Source organism: Kitasatospora acidiphila, assembly GCF_006636205.1.
Lineage (GTDB): Bacteria > Actinomycetota > Actinomycetes > Streptomycetales > Streptomycetaceae > Kitasatospora > Kitasatospora acidiphila.
This window is the reverse complement of sequence record NZ_VIGB01000003.1, coordinates 136,606-157,700: the sequence shown is the minus strand read 5'-3', so window position 1 is coordinate 157,700 and position 21,095 is coordinate 136,606. Positions and strand designations below refer to the sequence as shown.

The window sequence follows — 21,095 nt, the reverse complement described above, 5'->3', positions numbered from 1 at the left end:
CGGGCAGGCACGAACGGGCCACTCCGGCAGAGCGACCTGCGAAAAGACAACACGCCGAACGAGTGATTGATTCCACCGTCCCCCGGCGCGAACCTCTCGGCGAAGTATGTCATCATCTGAAGACATCAGGTGAAGACATCGACTGATGACAAACATCGGACGACGACGGTCCGCCGCGCCCACCCGGCCCGGCCGGCGGCCTGCTCCACCTCAGCCCGATGCACCCACGGCCGGCTCACCCCAGGAACCTCAGGAGGGGACGACCCATGACGACGGCGCTACCCGAACCCCGACCCGCCACGGCACGCGAACGCGCCCTGGTGCCCGTGCTGGTCTTCCTCGGCACCGTGGTGGCGGTGATCAGCAGCCTCGGTGCGCCGCTGATCCCGACCATCGCGTCCGTCGACCACGTCTCGCTGGCCAACGCCCAGTGGTCGCTGACCGTCACCATGCTGGTGGGCGCCGTCGCCACCCCCGTGATGGGCCGGCTCGGGGACGGGCCGCGCCGCCGCCCGGTGGTGCTCACGGCCGCCGCCGTCGTGGTGGTCGGCAGCGTGCTGGCCGCACTGCCGCTGGGTTTCGGCTTCCTGCTGGCCGGCCGCGCGCTGCAAGGCGTCGGCCTCGGCCTCACCCCGCTGGCCATCGCGATCGCCAGGGACAACCTGCCGGAGGCCCGCTCCCGTTCCGCCGTCGCCCTGCTCTCCATCACCACGGTGGCCGGCGTCGGCCTCGGCTACCCGCTCACCGGCCTGATCGCCCAGTCCTTCGGCATCCACGCGGGCTTCTGGTTCGGCGCGATGATCAGCGCCCTCGGCCTGCTGCTCGCCATCCTGGTGCTGCCCGCCAACACCCACCGCGAGAGCCACGCGCTGGACGCCCTCGGAGCGGCGCTGCTCGGCCTCGCGGTCACCGGTCTGCTGCTGGTGCTCACCGAGGGCGAGAGCTGGGGATGGACGGCCCCGCGCCTGCTCGTCCTCGGTGTCGTCTCGCTGCTGCTGCTCGCCTGGTGGGCCCGGCACGAGCTGCGCACCGCCCACCCGCTGGTCGACCTGCGCGCCCTGCGCAACCCGGTGGTGCTCACCGCCAACGTCACCGGCGTCGTCGCGGGCGTGGCGATGTACCTGCTGATGTCGCTGGTCACCCGGTTCGTCCAGACGCCCACCGCGGCCGGCTACGGCTTCGGCGCCTCGGTGGTGGTGGCGGGCCTGGCACTGCTGCCGTTCTCGGTGATGAGCGTGCTCTCCAGCAAGGTCGTCCCGGTGCTCGCCCGGCGCACCTCCACCGCCGCCGTGCTGCCGGTCGGCTGCGCGGTCTCGCTGCTGTCGATGCTGGTATTCCTGTCGGCCCACCAGCACCTGTGGCAGATCCTGGTGGTGATGGCGGTCGCCGGACTGGGCGTCGGCTGCACCTTCGCGGTGATGCCCGGACTGATCGTCAGCTCGGTGCCGGCCCGGGAGATCGGCAGCGCCGTCAGCTTCAACCAGGTGCTTCGCTACATCGGGTACTCCACCGGCAGCGCGCTCTGCGGCGCGATCCTGCAGGCGCACACCGCCGCAGGTCACCGGCTGCCGAGCGAGTCCGGATACCGCGCGGCCCTGCTGTTCGGGTGCGTGGTCTGGGTGCTGATCGGACTCGTTACCATCGTGCTGCCGAGGCGCGCCGCCGCGGTGGCCCGGCGGGCGAGCGTGGACGAGGAGCTGATGGTGGAGGAGAGCTTGGCGGACATCGCGCCCGGCGAGGACGAAGTGCCGCTGCGGGTGACCAGTTGACCGAGCCCACCGAGGCCCCGCAGCACCGCGATGCCGAGGCCCAGGCCGCGCCCGGTGCCGGCGCTGCCGCCGCCCCGCGCCGCCGCGATGCCGCACGCAGCCGTGAACTGCTGCTCCAGGCGGCCATGGAGCTCTTCGCAGACCGCGGCTTCGACCGCACCACCACCCGGGAGATCGGTGAACGCGCCGGGGTCGATCCGGCGCTGATCGCCCGCTACTTCGGCGGCAAGGTGCAGCTCTACCTCGCGGCGGTCCGCGCCGAGCAGGGCGATCAGCCGCCAGCCGACCTGCTGGCCGAGGACCGGCTGCACTGGTTGCTGACCCGCTTCGACCGGCGCGGCCTCAGCCCGTCCTTCTCGGCCCTGATGCTGCCCGGCGACAACAGCGCCGTCCAGCGGGCGGCCCGGGCCCACGTGCAGGAGCGGCTGGTGGACCCGCTGCGCGAGCGGCTCGCCACCGACGGGGTGGAGCGGGCCGAGCTCCGGGCCGAGGTGGCCACCGCCGCCCTCGCGGGCGTGCTGATGGCCCGCTCCAGCGGCGCGTTCGCGGAGCTGTCCGGTGTCGGCGTGGCGGAGCTGGAGCCGCTGCTGCGCGACGTGCTGGAGAGCCTGCGGGCCTGACCAGGGCCGGGACAGGGCCGGGACAGGGTCGCCGCTCGGCCCGGGGCGGGCCGGCTACCCGGCCTGGGGCAGGCCAGTTGGGTCGGCCCGGATCAGGCCGGATGAGCGGCCCGGGTCAGGCCAGTTGGGTCGGCCCGGATCAGGCCGGATGAGCGGCCCGGGTCAGGCCAGGCGCTTGGCTTGGGAACGCAGCGCGATCGCGTGGCCGATCTCGATCACCCCGAGCGCCAGCAGCCAGATCCCGGCCATCACCGCCAGCGCCAGGATCGACCTGAACGGGTCGATCAGCAGGATCGCCCCGGCGACCGCGGTGATCACGCCGAGGAAGATCTGCCAGCCCCGTCCCGGCGTCCCGTTCGGCACGTCCAGCGCCGCGACCGTGGCCGTGATCCCCCGGAACAGCCAGCCGATCCCGATCCACAGCGACAGCAGCAGCACCGACTGGTAGGGACCGCGGAAGCAGAGCAGTCCCACCAGCACCGACAGCGCCCCGCTGATGAAGCCGAGGACCCGCAGCCCCGTGGCAGTGTGCACCGTCGCGGCCAGCACCAGCTGCAGGATGCCGCTGATCAGTAGATAGACGCCGAAGAGCACGCCGACCACGGCCAGTGTCCGGTCGGGCCAGGCCAGCACCACCACACCGAGCAGGACACCGAGCAGTCCGATGGTCAGAGCACTGTGCCAACCGAACCGGGCGAGCGCGCCGAGCGGGCTGGTGGGGGAGCCGTTCTGTGGAAGCGTCATACCAGCCACCCTCGTCGCCGACCTGCTGATACGCACCCGCGGTAGGCCGAACGAGTGCGGACGGTGGTTGCCGGGTTTGGATGTGGAACGGGCCTGCCGCCAAAGCGACGGGCCCGCCCCCAGAACGCGGAGGGCGGGCCCGTCGGTGCGGCAGGTCGTCAGGTCAGTGCGCCGCCGTTGCCGGCCCGCACCGCCTCGACCGCGTTCTGGTGCCAGGCGCGGGCGGCCTGCTCCTCGTCGACCTCGATCGGGCTGCCCTGCAGCGTGAACCAGTCCTGCGCATCGGTGTACTGCACGGTCAGGATCGCCTCGGTGCCCGTCCAGGTCGTGTGCACACTCAGGTCGCCGTTGAGTTGCGCCCCTTCGACGGTGCGGACCCCGCCGGGCCCGGCCCATACGTTCTTGGTCGTCCAGGTCGCCCAGGTCGCCGGTTCGTCTGCCATGCGCTGTCTCCACTTCGGGGGGATCGCCTGCGATGGAGTGTGTGGCGGCGCGGTGTACCGCTACACGGTGTGACAACCCGTCACATGCTAGCTGGCTTGTTCGGCGATCGCGCAGTCGGGGGCCCGCCAGATCCAGGCGGCCGCGGCCGATTTCGGGGTCTTTCGGGATGCCAGGCCCGGCCTGGACCCGATCCGGCCGACCCCAGCCGGACCGGGCCCAGGGGGCGTCTTGGGTGTGGCAGGCCAGGGAAACCTGCCCACCCGGGAGCCGGCGGCCGATCTCTGCACAGTCGACGCCGCCGGCGATCCGGTCGGCTGGCGTGCCCGGGGAAGCCACCAGCCGTCCGGAGCCCTTGGGTGCTCCATTCACCTCTTCAGCGCCGGGGGCCGGGGAAGTGTCACACCCTTTCGAAGAATTTTTTTTCGGACGTTTCCTCCTCGTCCCGGACTCCGTGTTGGACTCCGTGTTGGACTCCGTCCTGGACGCCGTCATCGACGCCGTCATCGCCGCTCCGGAACCCGGTGGCCCGGAACCCGGCGGTCCGGCCGTTCAGTCGGCCGGGGTGAAGCCGTCCACCAGCGCGACGAACTCCTCCGGCCGCTCGAAGGACGCCACGTGCCCGGTGTCCAGCTCCGTGTAGCTGCTGCCGGCGATGGCCGCGTGCAGGGCCCGGCTGTGCGCCACCGGAATGGTGGCGTCCTGGGCGCAGCCGATCACCAGGGTCGGCGCGGTGATCTTCGGCAGCAGGTGCCGCATGCGACCAGCGGATGGAGCTCTACACCCCGCCGCCCGGCACCGACACGGCCGAACGGCTGGCGCTGCTGCGGGAGTCGGTCAGCCCAGTCGGAGTGTGACGAACGGGATGGTGTCCCCGTCCAGCAGGTAGCGCTCCACCTCGACGAAGCCCCGCGCCTCGGCGAACCGCAGCCCCTCGGTGTTGCCGGCCAGCACGATGGTCTCGACGGCCGGAGCGCCCAACTCCCCGGCCCGGGCCAGCCCACTCTCGTACAGCAGGGTGCCGAAGCCCCGGCGGCGGTACTCGGGCAGGATCCGGGCGATCACGGTGGCGGCCGGCTCCTCCGCGCCGGGTGGGCGCACCGTGCTGCAACCCACCACGACCCCGTCCAGCACGGCGAGTTCGAGGTGGTAGCGCCCGGACCGCTCGCGCACCTGGTCGAGGGAGAGCGGGTCGGTCGGGATGATGGTGTTGTGGACGTGCCGCCAGTCGGCGAGCATGGCGTCGCCGACCGCCTGCTGGATCATCAGGGTTTGCATGGCGGCAGCCAACCGGTGCGGGCCGCACGGCGTCAACGGGATTGCGGCTCCTGCCCGGGGGCGGCCTCCACCGGGAAGTGGATCGGACTCAGCAGGTACTGCGCCCGCTCGGGGCTCGGCCGATTGGCCAGCCTGGGTGCGATGGCCGCCCGCAACTCGCCGATCAGCTCGTCGAGTTCCGCAGGGCTGAGCCAGAGGGCGTGCTGCCGGTAGCCCACCTGGTCGGCCACCGGGTCGGCGTCCGGACGGTCTAGGTAGGCGCTGAACTCGGCCAGCAGCGCGGTCATCGCGGTGGCGAAGGCCTGCCGATGGCGGTCAGGGGTGAGCGCGCGGAGCGCCTCGGGGCCGACCACGGCCCGGTCCTGGCGCAGCCGGTAGTGCCGCTCCACCGCGCCGCGCACCCGTCGCTCCTCGGCCACCTCCAGGATCCCGCCGCCGACCAGCAGGTCGATGTGCCGGTAGACGCTGGCTTTCGACGCCTCGGGGATCCGCGCGCAGAGCTGAGCGGTGGTCAGCAGCCGCCCGCCGCCCATCGCATGCACGATCCGCAGCCGGATGGGGTGGGCGAGGAGTTCCAGGGAGTCCATGTCCGAATGCTCTCACAGCTGCTACCGTTCTCAAGTATGAGAATAAATGAGGAGGACGCACGGGCGATGGCCGCCGACTCCGCCGCGCTGCTGCTGGCTGAGCGCTTCGCCGAGACCGTGGAGCTGTTCGCTCCGCCGCTGCGCGCCGCGGTGTCCGAGGAGGCGCTACGGCTCGCCTGGACGGGCGCGATCGCCGGATCGGGCGACGTCGCGACGATCGGGGAGCCGGTGAGCGAGCCGGGCGCGGGCGGCCTGGTACGGGTCCGGATCCCGGTGCGCTGCGCGGGCGGCGGCTTCACGGTGGTGGTCTCGGTGGGCGGTGACGGCCTGCTGCACGGACTGCGGCTGGCCCCGGAGGGCGACGCCGAGTGGCAGCCGCCGCACTACGCGCAGCCCGATCGCCGCACCGAGCGCGAGGTGCTGCTCGGCACCGGCCCGCTCGCCGTGCCCGGCACCCTCACGCTGCCCGACGGCCCCGGCCCTTGGCCCGCCGTGGTCCTGCTCAGCGGTGGCGGCGCCTTCGACCGGGACGGGACCAGCGGCCCCAACAAGCCCCTCAAGGACCTCGCCTGGGGCCTGGCCGCCCGCCAGGTCGCCTCGCTGCGCTTCGACAAGGTGACGTTCGCCCACCCGGACCGGCTGCCGGCGGACCACACCATGGCGGACGAGTACCTGCCGCACGCGCTGGCCGCCGTCCGCCTGCTCGGGCAGCAGCCCGAGGTGGCCGCCGACCGGATCCACCTGCTCGGCCACAGCATGGGCGGCAAGGTGGCGCCCAGGATCGCCGCCGCCGACCCGTCGATCGCGGGCCTGGTGCTGCTGGCCGCGGACGCCCAGCCGATGCACCAGGCCGCCGTCCGGGTCGCCCGCTACCTGGCCGCGCTCAACCCCGGGCCGGGCGCCGACGCGGCAGTGGCGGCGCTGGCCCGGCAGGCCGAGTTGGCGGGCGGGCCCGATCTCGCACCGGACACCCCGTCAGAGCTGCTGCCGCTCGGCTACTCCGCCGCCTACTGGCTGGACCTGCGTGCCTACGACGCGGTCGCCATCGCCGCCGCACTGGCCCGCCCGATGCTGATCCTGCAGGGCGGGCGGGACTACCAGGTCACCGTCGCCGACGACCTGACCCGCTGGCAGGCCGCCCTCGCGGACCGGACCGATGTGACGATCCGGATCCACCCGGACGTCAACCACCTCTTCTTCGCCGGCAGCGGACCCGCCACCCCGGCCGAGTACGCACACCCGGGACACCTCGACCAGGCGGTGCTGGACGACGTCGCGGCTTGGCTGGCGCGGCACTAGCGGGGTGGGAAGGCGGCCGGCTCCGGCGGGTTGGGAGGGATGGCAAGCCCTGGCGTGCCGATCGCCGCCTCCACCAGGGCCACCCGCTCCGCCACCGGCGCGGCCGGCACCTCGACGAGGGTGAAGCCGAAGGCCCGGTAGCTCTCCTCGTGCCGGCGCTCGAACTCCAGCGACTCCGCGAAGCTGATCCGGCGCGCGGCCGTGGGCTCGCAGAAGCCGAGGTTGCGGATGAAAAACACGGTCGGCTGGTACACCTTGGCCGCGACGATCCGGTCCAACTCCGCGCGCAGGCCGGGCGGCAGCGGGTGGCCGAGGTAGTCGGCCAGCGCGTGGGTGCAGACGGGCGAGCGGTCGAAGAACTGTACCGGCCGCTCGCAGGGCGCCAGTTGGCGCTCCCGCTGGAGCGCCGCGATCTCGTCGACGAACGACGGGCGGGTCCACAGCTCGGCCACCCCGACCGCCTGTGCCCGGGCGATCACCTCGGTGGCCGCCTCCTCGACCACCGCATGACCGCGCTCGGCGAGCGCGTGCAGCAGCGTGGTCTTGCCCGCGCCGGGAGTCCCGGTGAGGACGAAGCGGCGCACCATGATGGTCTCCTCTCGATTTGGGAGTCGGGCCGCCTGCCTGCGCAGGCGGCCCGACGCATCATGCGGTCCCGGCCAGCGCCGCCGCCAGCTCCGACCCCACTTCCGCGAGTCCGGCCTCGGTCGTCATGCTGTGGTGGTCGGTGTGCACCGGGATGTCGACGATCCGGCCCGTGCAGTGCGCGCGCCAGCTGCCCGCCGTGTGGGCGTCGGCGGCGCGGTCGGTCATGGCGGTGAAGAACAGCAGGTCACCGTCGAACCGCTCCGGCGTGAACTCCGCCAGCAACCGCGAACTGCGCAGGCAGGTCTCGACCGTGGCGGCCGCCTCGGCCTCGGTGAGCTCCGGCAGGGCGGTGGCCACCTCGCGGCGCACCATCTCGGGGTCCGGCTGGCGCAGTTCCAGGCCCGCGAAGCTGTCCAGCAGGGCCAGCAGGGCCACCTCCTCGCCCGCCGCCTGCAGTTGGGTGGCCATCGCCTGGGCGACCGCCCCGCCGAACGACCAGCCCAGCAGGTGGTAGGGACCGCTCGGCTGCACCATCCGGATCTGCTCGACGTACTCGGCGGCCATCGCCTCGACGGTCGGCGGCAGCCCGTCCCGTTCGCGCAGGCTGCGGGCCTGTAGCGCATACAGCGGGCGGTCCTGCGGCAGGTGGTCGGCCAGTCCCCGGAACGACCAGCCGATCCCGGCACCCGGGTGCACGCAGAACAGCGGCAACAGGTCACCCCCGGTGCGCAGCGGAAGCAGGGTGGCGAACGGGTCGAGCGTCTCCGCCGCCCGGTCGCCCGCGAGCCGCTCGGCCAGCGCGGCGACGTTCGACGCCTCGAACAGGACGCGCAGCGGCACCTCGACGTCGAGTGCGGTGCGGATCCGGCCGATCAGCCGGGTGGCCAGCAGCGAGTGGCCGCCGAGGGCGAGGAAGTCGCCGTCGATGTCCACCTCCGGCAGGTCGAGCACCTCCGCGAACAGCGCGCAGAGCACCTTCTCCTGCTCGGTGCGCGGCGGCCGGCCGCCGCCCGCGGCGGTGACCACGGGAGCGGGCAGCGCACGCCGGTCCAGCTTGCCGTTACCGGTCAGCGGCAGTACGTCCAGTACCACCAGGGCGGCCGGCACCATGTGGCCCGGCAGTTCGGCGGCCAGCTGCCCCCGCAGCTCGGCTGTGTCGAGGCCGGCGCCCACGACATAGCCGACCAGTCGCTGGTCGCCGGGCTGGTCCTCGCGCACCACCACGGCCGCCTGACGCACCCTGGGCTGACGCAGCAACGCCGCCTCGATCTCGCCGAGTTCGATCCGGAAGCCGCGGACCTTCACCTGGTCGTCGGCCCGGCCGAGGTACTCCAACTCACCGTCGGCGAGACGGCGGGCCAGGTCACCGGTGCGGTACATCCGGTCACCGGGCGCGCCGAACGGGTCGGCGACGAACCGGCCCGCCGTCAGTCCCGGTCGGCCAGAGTAGCCGCGGGCCAGGCCGGCACCCGCCACATAGAGCTCACCGGGGACGCCGATCGGCACCGGGCGCAGCGCCTCGTCCAGCACCCGCAGCGCCAGGTCGGGGATCGGCTCGCCGATCAGGCTGCCGGGCGCGTCCGCCACCGTCGCGACGTCCAGCGGGCGGTGGGTGACGTGGACGGTGGTCTCGGTGATGCCGTACATGTTCACCAGGCGCGGGCCGTCCTGCGGGTGCGCGCGGTACCAGTCGGTGAGCCGGCCCAGATCGAGGGCCTCACCGCCGAACACCACGGTGCGCAGCCCGCTCAGCACGTCCGTCGAGTGCTCCTGCTCGGCCTGGAGCAACTGGTAGAACGCGGACGGGGTCTGGTTGAGCACCGTGACCTGCTCCCGCTTGAGCAGGTCCAGGGTGTCCGCCGGGGAGCGGCTGACCAGGTACGGCACCACCACCAGGCGGCCGCCGTGCAGCAGCGGCCCCCAGAACTCCCAGACCGAGAAGTCGAAGGCGTAGGAATGGAAGAGCGTCCAGACGTCGTCCGGGCCGAAGTCGAACCAGGCCTCGGTGGCGCTGAACAGGCGCACCACGTTGCGGTGCGGGATCACCACGCCCTTCGGCTGACCGGTGGAGCCGGAGGTGTAGATGATGTAGGCCGGGTGGTCGGCCCGCGGGCCGGCGAGCGGCTCGGCCGAAGCGAGGTCGACGGCGGCGAGTTCCGCCACCACCGCCGGGGCGTCGAGCAGCAGCGCCGGGCCGTCGACCACCTGCGCGGTGGCCTCGGTGGCGAGCACCAGGGTCGGTGTGCCGTCCTCGACCAGATAGGCGATCCGGTCGGCCGGGTAGGCCGGATCGATTGGCAGGTACGCCGCACCCGACTTGGCGACGGCGAGGATGCTCACCGCCAGCTCGAGCGTGCGGTCCAGCACCAGCGCCACGGTGCCCTCCGGCCCCGCACCGCGCTCCACCAGCAGATGTGCCAATCGCTCGGCGCGTTCATCGAGTTCGGCGTAGGTCAGCTCGTCGCCGTCGAGGGAGACGGCGATCGCCGACGGGGTGCGGGCCGCCTGGGCGGCGAACAGCTCCGGCAGGGTGGCGTCCGATGCCTGGTCGTTTGCCTGGAGCCGCCAGTCGGCGGTGAGCCGGCGGTGCTCCTCGGGGGTGAGCAGGTCGATGCGGGCGGTGAGTTGGTCCGGGTCGTCGGTGATGGCCTGCAGGATGCGCTGGAGTAGGGCGGGGATGCGCTCGGCGGTACCGGGGCGGACGGCATGCGGGCGGTAGTCGACGCGCAGTTCGAGTCGGTCGCCGGGCAGGGCGGTGACCGTGACGGGGTAGTGGGTGCGGTCGTCGCCCGTTCCGCCGGTGATCCGAAGGCCGTCGCCATCGCTGAGGGCGGCAGTGTCCAGCGGGTAGTTCTCGAAGGCGTAGGCAGTGTCGAAGAGGGGTTCGCCCAGGCCGGCAGTGCGCTGCAGGTCGGCGAGGGGGAGGTGCTGGTGTGGCAGGAGCGCGGACTGCTCGTCGCGCAGGCGGGCGAGGAGGCTGGTGACGGTCTCGGCCTGCCTGAGGCGGATGCGGACGGGCACGGTGTTGATCAGCAGCCCGGCGATGCGCTCGACGCCGGGGAGTTCGGCGGGGCGGCCGGAGACCACGGAGCCGAAGACGATGTCCTGACGGCCCGTCAGGTGGGCGAGGGTGAGGCCGAGAGCGGCCTGGAGCAGGATGTTGACGGTCACGCCGAGGTCCCGGGCGGTGGTGGCCAGCCGCTCGGTGAGCTCGGTTGAGAGCACCTCGGTTGCCCGCGCCAGCTGCTCGGTCGGCTGGTCGTCGGCCTGCTCCGTGCGTCCGGGCAGGCGTTTCCCGGCCTGGCCGAGGCAGGTAGGTCCGTGGAGTCCCGCCAGAGCCTCGCGCCAGGCGGCGCGGGCGGCTTCACCGTCCTGGTCGGCCAGCCACCCGAGGTAGTCGCGCAACGCCGTGGTGCGTGGCAGCGCGGCGTCCGACCCGGCTCGGTAGAGCTCCATCAGGTCTCCGAACAGTACCCCCAGCGACCATCCGTCCCACAGGATGTGATGGTTGGTCAGGACCAGTGTGTGGCGCTGCTCGGCGAGCCGGATGAGGGCGACGCGGAGCAGTGGTGGCGCGGAGAGGTCGAACCTCCGGGCACGCTCGGTGGTCCGGAGCCGGTCCAGCTCGGTGCGCTGGTCCGCTTCGGTCCGCCCGGTGAGGTCGTGCTCCGCCCAGGGCAGCCGTACCGCGCGGGGGATGAGCTGGAGGAGCTGCCCGCCGGACGTCTGATGGAAGGCGGCTTGGAGGTGGGGGTGGCGGGCGAGTAGCGCGCCGAACGCGTCGCGGAGCCGGGCGGGATCGAGGTGCCCGGCGAGTTCCAGGGTGAGCTGGGTGGTGTAGACGTCGGGACCGGCGTCGTCGTAGCGGGTGTGGAAGTAGAGGCCTTCCTGGAGCGGGGTGGGCGGCAGGATCTGCGCCAGTTCGGTGCTGTGCAGTCGGTCGAGCTCTGCCTGGGTGACGGTGGCGTAGGGAACGTCGGAGGGAGTGAAGCCGCCGGCGTCGCGCTGGTTGCCGTGTTCGACCAGTTCCCCGAGGGCCCGGAACCAGAGTTCGGCGAGTTCACGCGCCTCGGCCGGGCTGATGAGGTTGGTGGCCCAGGTCCAGGTCGCTCTGAGGTGGGGGCCGTCGCCGCGGTCCTCGGTGATGGCGTTGAGGGTGAGGAGCCGACTGAGCGGGGTGGTGGGGGCGAGGCCGCCGTTCGGGTCGCTGACGGGCCTGGCCTGGATGGCGGCGGTGTCGAGCCGACCCAGGTAGTTGAAGGTGAGTTGCGGGATGGGAAGGTTCCCCAGCTGCTCGCGGCTGGTGGAGCCGAGGTGGCGGAGCAGGCCGTAGCCGAGGCCGTGGTCGGGGACGCTGCGGAGCTGTTCCTTGACGGCCTTGATCGCCTGGCCCGGGTGGCCGGTGCCGGGGTCGAGGCGGACGGGGTAGGTAGTGGTGAACCAGCCGACGGTGCGGGAGAGGTCGGTAGCGCGGCTGCTGAGTTCTTCGCGGCCGTGGCCCTCGAGTTCGACCAGCACGGAGCAACTGGTGTCGCGCCAGCGGTTGACGGCCAGCGCGAGGGCGGCGAGCAGGACGTCGTTGACCTCGGCGTGGAAGAGCGCCGGCAGGGTGGTGAGGAGCGGTGCGGTGGTCTCCGGCGGCAGCGTCAGGGTGAGGTGGTCCGCGGTGGCCACGGTGTCGCGGTTCGGGTCGAGGGCGCCGTCACAGAGCGGGGTTACCGGTCTGGCCAGGAGTTGCTGCCAGTAGGGGAGTTCGTCGGTTCGACGGTCGGCCTCGTCCTGGAGGGCGTGGGCCCAGGTGCGCAGCGAGGTGCCGGCGGACTGGAGGGTACCGCCCTGGGCGGCGGTGAGCAGGTCGGGCAGCAGGATGCGCCAGGAGACGCCGTCGACCACCAGGTGGTGGACCATCAGCAGGGCCTGGTTCTGGGCCGCTCCGGTGAAGTGGACCAGCTGGAGCATGGTGCCCTCGCGCGGAGCCAGCCGCTGCGACGCGGAGTGGACCGCCTGGCGGACCAGCGCGGCGAGCTGCTCATCGGAGCGGTCGTGGGCATCGACCCGGGTGATCAGGTCGGTGGCGGCGACCGTGCCGCGCGGCAGCACGGTCAGCGACCAGTTGCCGTCCGCCCCGATCAGCAGGCGGGCGCGCAGCGCGTCGTGGCAGTCCACGAGTTGCTGGAGGCCGTCGGTGAGCTGCTGAAGGCCGATGCCCGTCGGCAGGGTGACGAGCATGGCCTGGTGGAAGGAGTCGGGAGAACCGCCCAGTTTGCGCAGTTCGTGCATGATCGGCGTAGCGGGCAGGTCGCCGAGGGCGGCCTCGGCCTCCTCCATGACCGCGCTCTCCTGGGCCTGTGCGGCCTCGGCCAGGCGGGCGACGGTCTGGTGGGTGAAGACGTCCCGGGGCGAGAGGATCAGGCCGGCCTGGCGGGCCCGTGAAACCAGCTGGATGGAGCTGATGGAGTCGCCGCCCAGCTCGAAGAAGCCGTCGTCGAGGCCGACTTCGGGAAGTTTCAGCAGTTCACTGAAGAGACCGGCGAGGAGCTGTTCGCGTTCGGTCTGCGGGCGGCGGTCGGTGGTGACCATGGTGAAGTCGGGTGCGGGCAGCGCACAGTGGTCCAGCTTGCCATTGGTGGTGAGGGGCAGGGCAGCCAGCGGCATCACGATGGCGGGGACCAGGTAGTGGGGGAGTCGGCTGCGGAGGTAGTCGCGCAGCTCGGCCGGAGCCACGACCCCGGTGGAGACGGCGTAGGCGATGAGGCGGTCGTCACGGACCACCGCGGTGGCCTGGGCGACGGCCGGGTGCGTCTCCAAAGCGGCGCTGACTTCACCGAGTTCGATGCGGAAGCCGCGGATCTTCACCTGGTTGTCCGCCCGGCCGACGAACTCCAGTTCGCCATAGGGGTTCCAGCGTACGACGTCTCCGCTGCGATACATGCGCTCGCCCGCCGCACCGAACGGATCGGCGACGAACCGGCCCGCCGTCAGACCCGGGCGCCCCAGATAGCCGCGCGCCAACCCGGCGCCCGCGACGTAGAGTTCGCCCGCGACACCGGGTGGACACAGCCGCAGGGCGTTGTCCAGCACGTACACCCGCAGGTCCGGGATCGCACCGCCGATCACGCTGCCGGCGGCGCGGTCCGCCTGCGCCGCTGTCAGCGGGGCGTAACTGACGTGCACAGTGGTCTCGGTGATGCCGTACATGTTGACCAGCTGCGGTGCGTCATCCCGGTGCCGGGCGTACCACCCGCTCAGGCGTGGCAGGTCCAGCGCCTCACCGCCGAAAACGACGGTGCGCAGCGCCAACTCGCGGCCCAGCTCAGGGTTCTGTGCATCCGCTTGGATCAACTGGTAGAACGCTGACGGGGTCTGGTTCAGCACCGTCACCCGCTCGCGCACCAGCAACGCCAGGAACTCGGTGGGTGAACGCGATATGTCACTCGGAACCACCACCAGACGCCCACCGAAGAGCAGTGCACCCCACAACTCCCAAACCGAGAAGTCGAATGCGAACGAGTGGAACCAGGTCCACACATCCTCGGCCCCGAAGCGGAACCAGTGGTCCGTGGCGCTGAACAGCCGGGCCGCGTTCTCATGAGGCACAACCACACCCTTGGGCTGACCCGTCGAGCCCGAAGTGTAGATGACGTACGCCGGGTGCTCCGGACGCAGCAGCACGGACGGCAGATCGGTGGCGTCGCCGGCCGCGAGTTCAGCGGCGGTGTCGGGCGCTCCGAGGGCGAGCTCGCCGGGCTCTGCGGTGCTGCCGTCGGTGATCGTGAGCACGGGCGCGGCGTCCCGCAGCATGTAGTTGATGCGGTCGGCCGGGTAGGCCGGGTCGATCGGCAAGTAGGCACCACCCGCCTTCAGCACCGCCAGTAGCGCCACCACCAGCTCGGCTGACCGCGGCATCGCCACTGCCACCAGCGACTCCGGCCGCACCCCGCGCCCGACCAGCAGGCGTGCCAGGCGGTTCGCCCGCCCGTTCAGCTCCGCATAGGTCAGCGAGACGTCCTCAAAGGACACCGCCACCGCATCCGGTGTTCGCGCCACCTGCGCGTCGAACAGCGTGGGCAGGGTGGCCACCGCTGCCGCCACAGGCTGCGGTTGCCACTGCGCCAGCACCAGCCGCTGCTCGTCGGCGGTCGCCACCTCAACCCGGGCAAGGTGAGCTGACTTGTCGTCAATGCCGGCCAGTGTCTCCAACAGAGCGGTGAACCGCTCGGCGTGGGCCGCGAGTTCGGCAGTGTCATAGAGCGCCGGGTTGGCGTCCACGGCCAGTCGGACGCCATCGCCCGACTGCCGGTCGTAGAGCACGAAGGAGAGGTCCTCGACCGGCCCGTTGCTCAGGTTGTGGAAGAGGGTGCGGCAGCCGCCGATGGTGAGGTCGTAGTCGAAGGCCATCAGGTTGACCATGGCACCGAACAGGGGGGCCTCGACTGAGCCGAGTTCGCGGCGCATCTCCTCGTAGCGGTAGCGCTGATGCCGCAGCGCGGCGCGGGCGGTGGCGCTGACCTGCTTGACCAACTCGACAAGGGTGAGCCCAGCCTGCACCTTGATGCGCAGCGGCAAGACATTCGTTTGCATGCCGGGCACGGACTTGGAGGCCTTGCCGACCCGAGCGGTAACCGGCAGGCCGATGACCACCTCAGGGGCGCCGGTCAGTCGGCTCGTGTAGAGCGCGGCCGCCGCCAGCAGCAGGACCGAGCGGCTGACGCCCAGGCGGCGGGCAGCCGTGTGCAACCTCCGGGCCTGGGCGGCGGGGAGGGTGACCTCATGTCGCAGGTGGTGGTGCGAGGCCTCGGCGAACCGACCGGCCAGTGAGACCGGCTCCGGCCGATCGGCCAGCTGACCGAGCCAGTAGTCGCGGTCGGCTTGGTACTGCTCACTGGACCGATAAGCCGATTCCTGCTGGAGCAGCTTGGCGAGCCCACCCAGTCGAGTCTGCGGATCGGGCTCGCGCCCGTGGACCATCGCCGTGTAGATCTCCGCCAGTCGGGTCGCGGACAGCAGCCCGGAGTACCCGTCGAAGATCGCGTGATGACCGGCCTGGAACCAGAACCAGCGGTCGGTGGCAGCACGGAACAGGATCGACCGGTACCCCTGGCCGGCCATCGGCTCGCGCAGCACTGCCACTTCGGCGCGCATCTGAGCCATCGCGGCCTCGTACGGGTCACAAGCACCGCCGACGTCCACGATCCGCAGCGGGGATTCGCCGGGGGGCATCAACTGCTGGCGGGGCTCGCCGTCCTCGTCCGTGAAACGGATCCGAAAGATGTCGCACTCGTCGAGTAGGCGGCGCATCGCCGCGGCGAACAGCGCGGGGCGGATCGGGCCGCAGATCTCCATGCACTCCGCCACCTGGTAGGCGGGGCTGGCCGGATCGAGCTGCTGGGCGATCCACACGCCGGACTGCCCGGCAGTCAGGGGCCAGCTCGACGGGTTGGAGATCGACATCTTCTGGACTCCGGTTCGTGCGCGTCGGGGGAGGCCGCGCGGTAGTGGCTTTGCCTGGGCTCGACGGCCCGATGACGGTCCATGATGTTGATCAACATGGTCCGGAGACCAGACTCGGGACGTTCCGCGACCCGACACACCGGTGAAGATCAGCCAAAGGTTCGCTCGAAGTGCGTCGTTCCGGTGCGCACTTATCGCCTACGTGAACCAGCCAGCTGGCTGGATTTGAGCTATGCCACTGGGTGCTATGGGGGTTTCTGCGGCATTTGCCAGGGCCGGGCGCTGCTGACCAGGGTTCAAGATGTGTGGCAAATGTGGCAAACGGCATCGTGAAGAACTCGAGGTTCCGCTGTGACCACGTCGTTCGGGCATTGTCCGGAAGTCGATGAGGCAACGTTTCGAGTTGAATCGACTTGGCTACAGGAGTCTGTTTGAACCCGTCGCCCCGTGTTCGAGTGCGAAGCGCCTCTCATCCGATGATGCATCAGATCGGTGGCTCTAATGTGGAGAATGAGAGTGAAGGGTGAAGGTGCGCGGAGGGGGCGTGGCTGGTCCCGGTAGGGTGGCCGCATGGCGATGTTCGTGCACCTCGCAGCCGAGGCGAACGCGGTGCGGATCCGGCGCGCCGGCGTCCGGGCGGCCTCCCGGCGGGCGGACGGCACCCGTGGCTTGTTCTGCTTCCCGGTGCTGCCGTCCTACACGCTCACCCACGGCTGGCTGCGCGAACTGGCCCGGAGTGAGGCCCGGCGCAACCTGGTGGCCGTCCAGGTGCGCCTGCCCGACGGCGAACCGGTCACCGTGGGTCGCTACGGGCGTCCCCCCGAGGCCGTGACCGCCGCCGAGGCGGTCCGGCGCATCGCCGAGCTGCCGGACCCGCGCGGCTGGGAGGTCTTCGTGCCCAGGGCGGTCACCCCGGCCGAGGTGCATCGCATCCGCCCGGTGCGGCAGTCGGTGGGCTGGCGCTACTGGCCGGATGCGCACGGCATCCGCCCGTGCCTCTGCGAGCGCTGCCGGGTGCGCGGTGAGTACGGTTCGCGGCGGCTGCGGGAGCGCCGGCCGTTCCATGACGGCGGCCCGCCGCCGCCCTCCCGGGTGCTGCTCGCCCGGATCGAGGCGGCCGGTGACCCGGGCGATCCGGCGGTCCTGCGCGAAGCCCTGGACTGCTACGGCCGCTACCGACGAGGCCCGGTGAGCCGGTTGGCCCGGCTGTCCGACCATCCCGACCCCGCCGTCAGGGAGGCACTGGTCTGGGCGGTGGCGCGCTGGTCCACGCCGGGCGTCGACGCCCTGCTGGACCGGTTGGCGGTGGACCCGGCCCCGGAGGTGCGCGAGGCGGTGGCGGACCTCCGGGAACGGGAAATTGACTGATCGTCAATTTCCCGTGTAGCCAACGATGTTCAGGGGCAGCTGATGACCTGCCCGGCCCAGGAGAGGCCGCCGCCGAAGGCCAGCAGCAGAACCGGGCCGCCCGCCGGGAGTTCGCGGCGCTCCACCAGCTTGGCCAGGGCGAGCGGCACCGAGGCGGCGGAGGTGTTGCCGGATTCGATCACATCCCGGGCGATCACGGTCTCCTCGGCCAACCCCAGTCGCCGGACCACCGCCTCGATGATCCGCAGATTGGCCTGGTGGGTGACCACACCGGCCAGCTCGCCGGGCGCCACTCCCGCTCGCTCGCAGGCGGCCAGCGCGATCGCGGGGATCTCGGTGGTGGCCCAGCGGTAGACCGTCTGGCCGTCCTGGGCGAAGGTCGGATGCCAGTCGCCCTGCAGCCGGACCGCCTGGCCCAGGCTCGGATCCGATCCCCAGACCACCGGGCCGACCCCCGCCTCGTCGGCGGCGCTCAGCACCGCCGCGCCCGCGCCGTCCCCGAGCAGCACGCAGCTGCTGCGGTCGGTCCAGTCCGTCACGTCCGACATCTTCTCCGCCCCGATGACCAGCGCGTGCCGGGCGGCGCCGGCCCGTATCGAGTGGTCGGCGGTGGCCAGCGCGGTGCAGAAGCCGGCGCAGCCGTTGTTCAGGTCGTACGCCACGGCAGCCGGGATGCCCAGCCGGGCGGCCACCCGGGCGGCGGTGGAGGGGCAGCGGTCGATCACGCTGCAGGTGGCGACCGAGATCAGGCCGATGTCGGCGGGCTGCAGCCCGGCCGCAGCGAGCGCCTTGCCGGCCGCCGCCGTCGCCAGGTCGGCGACCGTCTCGTGCTCCGCGGCGATCCGGCGGGTGGCGATCCCGGTGCGCTGCCGGATCCAGGCGTCGTTGGTGTCGACCATCTGAGCCAGTTCGTCATTGGTGAGCACCCGGGACGGCTGGTAATGGCCCAGGCCGGTGATGCGGGATCCGGTCACAGGTTCTTCTCCTTGGCTTGCGGGGCAGTGCGTTGGAGTGCATGGGGTGTCGCTGCGTGCGTGGGGTACCGCTGCGGAATATAGCAACCGATCGGTCGGAAGCTAAAGGAGTGCAGCCCGGCTACGATGTCGCCATGAGCCCACGCAAGTCCGTCGCCGACACCCGCAGAACCCGGGAGCGGATCATCGACCGCAGCGTCGCGATCGCCTCGGTGGACGGGCTGGAGGGGCTGACCATCGGGCGGCTGGCCACCGACCTGGGCATGAGCAAGGCGGGAGTGCTCGGGCACTTCGGCACCAAGGAGGCGCTCCAGCTGGCCGCCCTCGACGGCGCCTCGGCGATCTTCATGCGTCTGGTCTGGGAGCCGGCCGCCGACGCCGCACCGGGGCTCACCCGGCTGACCGCCGTCCTGGAGGCCTGGAACCGCTACCTGGAGACCGAGCGCGGCGCCTTTCCCGGCGGCTGCCTGTTCACCACGGCAGCCGTCGAGTTCGACGCCCGCACCGGCGCGGTCCGGGACGCGGTGGCCCGGCTCTACCGGTTCTGGCGCCGCAGGCTGGTGGCCGAGCTCCGCATCGCCGTCGCCAGGGGTGAGCTGCCCGCCACGGCCGATCCCGAGCAACTCGCCTATGAACTGATCGGCGCCTACCTGGCCCTCAACCAGGCGATCCAGTTGGAGCGCGACTCCGCCGCCCCCGACCGCACCCGGCGCGCGGTGGCCCGGCTGCTGGCCGCGGGCTGACGGTTCTCCGCAGCTCCAGCGGCATGCGGTCGACGCCACCCGGATGTAACGTCTTCGCGCGGGAACGAACCACCCGCAGACCGAATTTCCACAGCTCAGGCTCTTTCGCCGGGGCAGTACCGGCCCTAGGCTCACGTGCACTCCGGGGCCGGCGCCGTCCCCCGACCGGTGGTATCCGCCGGTGGCGCCGCCCCCGTTCCCTAGGAGGCACCCTTGGTCACCGCCGACACCCGCCCGCTGGACCAGGCACCGCTGCCACGCACCCTGGACGACGTCCCCGGGTGGTTCTGGCCCATCGACCAGCAGCTGTTCGCCTGGCTGCTGGATCGCCAGAGCGCTGCCGAGACCCGTGGCGACCTGCTTGAACTGGGCAGTTACCTGGGTCGCAGTGCCATCCTGATCGGCCGCCACCTGCGGGCGGGGGAGACCTTCACGGTCTGCGACCTGTTCGACTCGGAGGCACCGGACGGCGAGAACGCGGCCGAGATGACCATGTCCTACCGCCGGACGCTCACCCGGACCGCCTTCGAGCGCAACTACCTGGCGTTCCACTCCGAGCTGCCGGTGATCGTGCAGGCCCCGACCTCGGTGCTCGGGGACGGCCGAATAGGCACCGGCAGCTGCCGCTTCGTGCACATCGACGCCTCCCACCTCTACGAGCATGTCGCGGTCGACATCCGCACCGCGAAGGCGGCACTCGGCCCGGACGGCATCGTGGTGCTGGACGACTTCCGCTCCCCGCACACGCCCGGGGTGGCCGCCGCCACCTGGGAGGCGGTCTTCCAGCAGGACTTGCGCCCGATCTGCGTCACCCCCGAGAAGCTGTACGGCACTTGGGGCGACCCCGAGCCGATTCAGCAGGCGCTGGTGGAGCTGGACGGCGACGCCGAGGACTGCCACCTGGACATCGACATGATCGCCGGCCGCCGGCTGATCCGCCTCTCCGGCCGCGGTGTGGCCAAGTTGCTGCCCGGCGAGGAGCGGCGGTCCGCGACACCAGGGCCGACCCTTGCTGCCTCGGGCCACGCTCGGGCCCAACGCCCGTCCTCGGCACGCCGGTTGGCGCACGACCTGCTGCCGCCGCTGGCGGTGCGAGCGGCGCGCAAGCTGCGGGCCAAGGCCACGGCTTGACTTGACGGACCGTCAGGACTGGACGACCGCGGTCGGTGCGGCCAGTAGGCGGTGGCCCAGCTGGGTGCAGCTGTGGCGGACCGAGCGGCCGGTGCGGGCGGTGCTGACCAGGCCCGCCCGGCGCAGGGCGCGGGCATGCTCCGATGCGGAGGCCAGGCCGACACCCAGCGCGGCGGCCAGCTGACTGGTCGTCGGCTCACGCAGCGTCAGCCGCAGTACGGCGGCCCGAGTACGGCCGAGCAGCACGGCCACCGGATCGTCCGGATCGGCGCCGGGCGCCGGATCGGTCTGGGTCAGATACGGCAGCGGGGTGAGCGCGGCATACACCAGCACCGTCGGCCCGTCCGGATAACTGCCCACCAGCGGCCGCCCGGTCCAGCTCGCGGACGGAAGCAACAACAGCCCCTCGCCGCGCAGTTGGAAGTCCAGCTCCTTGGCCACCGGGATCTCCAGGGTGCACCCCCGCCACCGGCTGCCCGGGTGCAGGCCGGCCAGCATGCCGCGCAGACCCTCCTGGCGTTGCACCTGGCCGCGCCAGCGCAGGTCCGCGTCGAAGCCGGCCCGCAGCTGCGGCCAGGCCGTGCCGATCACCGCGCCGTACGCCGACCGCAGGGTGTCCGACAGATACCGCCAGGCCTGCTGGTCCTGGTCGGCGAGGTGCTTCAGCAGCGGCGTGACGGCCAGGCCGGCGCCGCAGATCCGCTCCAACTCGCTGCGCACCAGGGTGTTGGTGGAGCGGCGGACCAGTTCCAGGCCCTGGTCGAGGTCCGGGGCGATCGGATCGAGGAAGAACGGTCCGGCGCCGGTCGGCGGCACCAGTTCGCGCAGCGCAGCCGTCGCGGCCAGCGCCCCACTCGCCGCCAAGCCGCGCCGCCAGCGGACGAACCCCGGGTCGGTGTCCCGGCGTTGCAGCATCGCGACGGCCAGCTCCAGCTCGACCAGCGGAGCCGGATCGTCGGCGAACCGCACGTCCAGTAGATCCGCTGCCGTGAAGTGGATGCGCAGCACGGTGGTCCGACCTCCAGAAGCCGCCGAGCGAACGACCCTTCGGCGGACACCGAAAGCATCGCGCCGGGACGGTCCGTGACCTGACGATAGCAAG

15 protein-coding genes are annotated in these 21,095 nt (G+C 71.9%); 6 read left to right on the top strand and 9 right to left on the bottom strand.

The window, feature by feature from the left end; translation table 11 throughout:
* The first annotated feature begins 266 nt into the window (after positions 1 to 266).
* Positions 267 to 1,769: an MFS transporter gene (locus E6W39_RS01990; RefSeq protein ID WP_141631964.1), complete on the top strand. Its 1,503-nt coding sequence runs from the start codon at positions 267 to 269 to the stop codon at positions 1,767 to 1,769.
* Positions 1,766 to 2,389 carry a TetR/AcrR family transcriptional regulator gene (locus E6W39_RS01985; RefSeq protein ID WP_228717908.1) on the top strand — a complete coding sequence of 208 codons (624 nt, stop codon included), beginning with the start codon at positions 1,766 to 1,768 and terminating at the stop codon, positions 2,387 to 2,389. Before E6W39_RS01990 ends, E6W39_RS01985 begins: the two co-directional genes overlap by 4 nt.
* A gap of 162 nt (positions 2,390 to 2,551) precedes the next feature.
* On the opposite strand, the gene E6W39_RS01980 is transcribed toward E6W39_RS01985, so the two are convergent.
* From E6W39_RS01980 to E6W39_RS01960, 5 genes are all read right to left on the bottom strand, one after another.
* On the bottom strand, positions 2,552 to 3,133 hold the full coding sequence (locus tag E6W39_RS01980) for an HdeD family acid-resistance protein (RefSeq protein WP_141631963.1): 582 nt from the start codon (positions 3,131 to 3,133) through the stop codon (positions 2,552 to 2,554).
* Between the two features lie 158 nt (positions 3,134 to 3,291).
* Positions 3,292 to 3,576, bottom strand: a complete 285-nt coding sequence (locus E6W39_RS01975; protein WP_101384573.1) for a hypothetical protein — start codon at positions 3,574 to 3,576, stop codon at positions 3,292 to 3,294.
* A gap of 550 nt (positions 3,577 to 4,126) precedes the next feature.
* A complete protein-coding gene (locus tag E6W39_RS01970) occupies positions 4,127 to 4,333 on the bottom strand; it encodes an alpha/beta fold hydrolase (protein ID WP_323808973.1) in 207 nt (68 codons plus the stop codon).
* Positions 4,334 to 4,411: 78 nt separating this feature from the next.
* Positions 4,412 to 4,852 (bottom strand): GNAT family N-acetyltransferase, encoded by a 441-nt coding sequence (locus E6W39_RS01965; RefSeq protein WP_141631962.1) that lies wholly within the window; start codon positions 4,850 to 4,852, stop codon positions 4,412 to 4,414.
* Positions 4,853 to 4,884: 32 nt separating this feature from the next.
* A complete protein-coding gene (locus tag E6W39_RS01960; protein WP_141631961.1) occupies positions 4,885 to 5,439 on the bottom strand; it encodes a helix-turn-helix domain-containing protein in 555 nt (184 codons plus the stop codon).
* A 36-nt stretch (positions 5,440 to 5,475) separates the two neighbouring features.
* Here E6W39_RS01960 and E6W39_RS01955 point away from each other — a divergent pair, with 36 nt between their 5' ends.
* A complete protein-coding gene (locus E6W39_RS01955; protein ID WP_228717907.1) occupies positions 5,476 to 6,738 on the top strand; it encodes an alpha/beta hydrolase family protein in 1,263 nt (420 codons plus the stop codon).
* Here the strand turns inward: E6W39_RS01955 and E6W39_RS01950 are convergent.
* Positions 6,735 to 7,325, bottom strand: a complete 591-nt coding sequence (locus E6W39_RS01950) for an AAA family ATPase (protein WP_228717906.1) — start codon at positions 7,323 to 7,325, stop codon at positions 6,735 to 6,737. The genes E6W39_RS01955 and E6W39_RS01950 overlap by 4 nt on opposite strands.
* Before the next feature lie 58 nt (positions 7,326 to 7,383).
* Positions 7,384 to 15,777: a non-ribosomal peptide synthetase gene (locus E6W39_RS01945; protein ID WP_141631960.1), complete on the bottom strand. Its 8,394-nt coding sequence runs from the start codon at positions 15,775 to 15,777 to the stop codon at positions 7,384 to 7,386.
* A 570-nt stretch (positions 15,778 to 16,347) separates the two neighbouring features.
* Here E6W39_RS01945 and E6W39_RS01940 point away from each other — a divergent pair.
* A complete protein-coding gene (locus E6W39_RS01940; protein ID WP_181799044.1) occupies positions 16,348 to 17,145 on the top strand; it encodes a HEAT repeat domain-containing protein in 798 nt (265 codons plus the stop codon).
* A 29-nt stretch (positions 17,146 to 17,174) separates the two neighbouring features.
* On the opposite strand, the gene E6W39_RS01935 is transcribed toward E6W39_RS01940, so the two are convergent.
* Positions 17,175 to 18,119, bottom strand: a complete 945-nt coding sequence (locus tag E6W39_RS01935; protein ID WP_141631959.1) for a beta-ketoacyl-ACP synthase III — start codon at positions 18,117 to 18,119, stop codon at positions 17,175 to 17,177.
* A 134-nt stretch (positions 18,120 to 18,253) separates the two neighbouring features.
* On the opposite strand from E6W39_RS01935, the gene E6W39_RS01930 reads away from it, so the two are divergent.
* Together E6W39_RS01930 and E6W39_RS01925 are read left to right on the top strand one after the other, a co-directional pair.
* Positions 18,254 to 18,862, top strand: coding sequence for a TetR/AcrR family transcriptional regulator (locus E6W39_RS01930; RefSeq protein ID WP_141631958.1), 609 nt, complete (start codon positions 18,254 to 18,256; stop codon positions 18,860 to 18,862).
* Positions 18,863 to 19,075: 213 nt separating this feature from the next.
* Positions 19,076 to 19,993, top strand: a complete 918-nt coding sequence (locus tag E6W39_RS01925) for a class I SAM-dependent methyltransferase (protein WP_228717905.1) — start codon at positions 19,076 to 19,078, stop codon at positions 19,991 to 19,993.
* 12 nt (positions 19,994 to 20,005) lie between these two features.
* On the opposite strand, the gene E6W39_RS01920 is transcribed toward E6W39_RS01925, so the two are convergent.
* The gene (locus E6W39_RS01920; protein WP_141631957.1) at positions 20,006 to 21,001 is read right to left on the bottom strand and encodes an ArsR/SmtB family transcription factor; all 996 of its coding nucleotides are present in this window, start codon (positions 20,999 to 21,001) and stop codon (positions 20,006 to 20,008) included.
* Between the last annotated feature and the right edge of the window lie 94 nt (positions 21,002 to 21,095).

What these genes read in the sequence shown, in the direction of transcription:
- E6W39_RS01940 (WP_181799044.1), top strand. Translation starts at nt 16,348, where the DNA reads ATGGCGATGTTCGTGCACCTCGCAGCCGAGGCGAACGCGGTGCGGATC.
- E6W39_RS01950 (WP_228717906.1), bottom strand. Translation starts at nt 7,325, where the DNA reads ATGGTGCGCCGCTTCGTCCTCACCGGGACTCCCGGCGCGGGCAAGACC.
- E6W39_RS01965 (WP_141631962.1), bottom strand. Translation starts at nt 4,852, where the DNA reads ATGCAAACCCTGATGATCCAGCAGGCGGTCGGCGACGCCATGCTCGCC.
- E6W39_RS01955 (WP_228717907.1), top strand. Translation starts at nt 5,476, where the DNA reads ATGAGAATAAATGAGGAGGACGCACGGGCGATGGCCGCCGACTCCGCC.
- E6W39_RS01945 (WP_141631960.1), bottom strand. Translation starts at nt 15,777, where the DNA reads ATGTCGATCTCCAACCCGTCGAGCTGGCCCCTGACTGCCGGGCAGTCC.
- E6W39_RS01960 (WP_141631961.1), bottom strand. Translation starts at nt 5,439, where the DNA reads ATGGACTCCCTGGAACTCCTCGCCCACCCCATCCGGCTGCGGATCGTG.
- E6W39_RS01970 (WP_323808973.1), bottom strand. Translation starts at nt 4,333, where the DNA reads ATGCGGCACCTGCTGCCGAAGATCACCGCGCCGACCCTGGTGATCGGC.
- E6W39_RS01930 (WP_141631958.1), top strand. Translation starts at nt 18,254, where the DNA reads ATGAGCCCACGCAAGTCCGTCGCCGACACCCGCAGAACCCGGGAGCGG.
- E6W39_RS01990 (WP_141631964.1), top strand. Translation starts at nt 267, where the DNA reads ATGACGACGGCGCTACCCGAACCCCGACCCGCCACGGCACGCGAACGC.
- E6W39_RS01980 (WP_141631963.1), bottom strand. Translation starts at nt 3,133, where the DNA reads ATGACGCTTCCACAGAACGGCTCCCCCACCAGCCCGCTCGGCGCGCTC.
- E6W39_RS01975 (WP_101384573.1), bottom strand. Translation starts at nt 3,576, where the DNA reads ATGGCAGACGAACCGGCGACCTGGGCGACCTGGACGACCAAGAACGTA.